The organism is Sandaracinobacteroides sp., from assembly GCF_057137845.1.
In genome coordinates this window covers 1-2,370 of sequence record NZ_DBNHFX010000205.1, presented here as the reverse complement: position 1 = coordinate 2,370, position 2,370 = coordinate 1, and the positions used below count along the sequence as shown (strand labels likewise).

Annotated in this window: 1 protein-coding gene and 1 pseudogene; both read left to right on the top strand. The window is 65.9% G+C overall.

The features are described from left to right. Nucleotides 1-2,121: TonB-dependent siderophore receptor (locus AC16JP_RS11270; protein WP_484340712.1), on the top strand; the 2,121-nt coding region annotated here is incomplete at its 5' end. Then, nucleotides 2,115-2,370 (top strand): annotated as a pseudogene (locus AC16JP_RS11265) (hypothetical protein); the annotation flags it as partial. The gene AC16JP_RS11270 and the pseudogene AC16JP_RS11265, both read left to right, overlap by 7 nt.

Genomic DNA, 2,370 nt, shown 5'->3' with positions numbered 1-2,370 from the left:
GAAACCATCATCGTCACGGCGACCGGCGAAAGCCAGGCCATTTCCTCGACCAAGACCGACACGCCGCTCATCGAAACACCGCAGACGATCTCGATCATCACGCGCGAGGAAATGGACCTGCGCGGCGTGCATACGGTGGCCGAAGCACTGGCCTACTCGGCAGGCGTGCAATCCGAGGCGAGCGGCATCGACAGCCGTGTCGACGACATCACCGTGCGCGGATTCACGGCGGGCGGGTTTTCCAGTTCCAACAACTTCGTCGACGGCATGCGGCTGCCTTCCGGCGGCCAGTGGACGCGCACCTCGTTCGACCCGTTCGGCCTGCAACAGGTGGATGTGCTGAAAGGCCCGTCGTCGGTGCTTTATGGGCAGGTTGCGCCGGGCGGCCTCGTCAATCTGGTGTCCAAACGACCGCAGCGTGATGCGCACGGCGAAGTGATGCTGCAGGGAGCCGGATTCACCGATCTTGCGCGGTGGCAGTTCCAGGGCGCTGTCGATGTCGGCGGGCGGCTCGATGCCGATGGCGACGTGCTGGCGCGCTTCGTCGGCCTCTATCGCGACGGCCGCACCCAGATCGACCAGACGTCGAACAGCCGCCTGTATCTGGCCCCCAGCCTGACCTTTGCGCCGACCGATGAAACCAGCCTGACGCTGCTGGCGCAGTTCCAGCGCGATCGCGGCGGATCGACCTATCAGTTCCTGCCGATGACCGGTACGCTGGTGGAAACCAACGGTGGCCGCATCGACAACGACGCATTTCTGGGCGAACCGGGCTGGAACCGCTTCGACCGCGACCAGTTCATGGTCGGCGTGCTGTTCGAACACCAGTTCTCGGATGCTCTGACCTACCGGCTGAACGCCCGCTACACCTATGTCGACTCGCTCTATCGGGCGACCGTGCTTGCCGGCGACACGATCACCACCGCCGCCGGCTGTGCCGGCATTCCGGGGTGCATCGTCGGCCAGACCATTCGCCGCCGCGCGGTGCAGGGCGACGGCTGGTCGCAGGGGCTGGCGCTCGATAACCAGTTGCAGGCCCGCGCCACGACCGGTGCAATCGAGCATGTGCTGCTCGGCGGTCTCGATTACTTCCACACCGGCTGGCAGCACGAACGCGATCTGGTCAATTCGGCGCGCGTCCTGCCGCTGCTCGACATTTTCAACCCGGTCGCGCGCGGATCGGCCGACTATCCCGCCAACCTCGCGCCGCAGGTCTACACCCGCTCCAACGCCGAACAGACCGGCCTCTATGGGCAGGACCAGATGTCGCTCGGCAACCTCAGGGTCACGGTTGGCGGGCGCTATGACTGGGCCGACGAAACCCAGGTGAACCTGCGGACACAGGCCAGAACCCGGATCAAGGCGGGCGCCTTCACCTGGAGGGCGGGCGGCGTCTATCTGTTCGACAACGGCCTTGCGCCATATCTTACCTATGCAACATCGTTCCAGCCATCGAGCGGGCAATATTGGGACGGCACACCCTTCGAGCCGACGACGTCGCAGCAATGGGAAGGCGGCCTGCGCTGGCAGCCGCCGGCCAGCCAGATCTACCTGACGATCGGCGCTTACCAGATCACCCAGCAGAACATCACCACGACCGACCCCGACCCCTCGCACATCTGCGGCGGCGGCACCTGCTCGGTGCAGACGGGCGAGGCCCGCATCCGGGGACTGGAATTCGAAGGCCGCGCCACCCTGCCCCTCGGGCTGGCGGTGATCGCAACCTTCACCCACATGGACGGCAAGATCACGCGTTCGAACATCGCCGCCGAACAGGGCAACCGCATGTCGCAGGTTCCGGACTTCATGGCGTCGACCTTCGTGAACTACACCGTGCCCTCGGGGCCGCTTGCCGGGCTTGGCTTCGGCGGCGGCGTTCGCCACACCGGCAAAAGCTATGGCGATGTCGCCAACAAGCTGGAAATCCCGGCGCACACGCTGATCGACGCCCTGCTGCGCTACGACTTCGGCAAGAACGGCGGCGCGCTCGACGGCCTCTCGGTTTCGGCGAATGCCCGCAACCTGCTGAACAAGACCTATGTCGCCACCTGCGGCAGCGTCGCTTCCTGCTACTTCGGATCCGGGCGGACACTGAACATCCGGGCGCAATACCGGTGGTAACGGCACGGCTCGGGCTGGCGCTGCTGGCAATCCTTGCGGCAGTGCCAGCAGCGGCGGCGGTGTCCGGCTGGACGATCGCGTCGTCCGAGGTCCGCGAGGTGCAATCGAACGACGGCCAGACCTATCGGCTGATCATCAGGCGGCCGGCAGGCACCCCGCCGGCCGCCGGCTGGCCGTCGTTATGGCTGCTCGACGGCGACCAGAATTTTGCAACGGCCGCCGATCTCCATGCCCGGCTGCTGCGCTTTT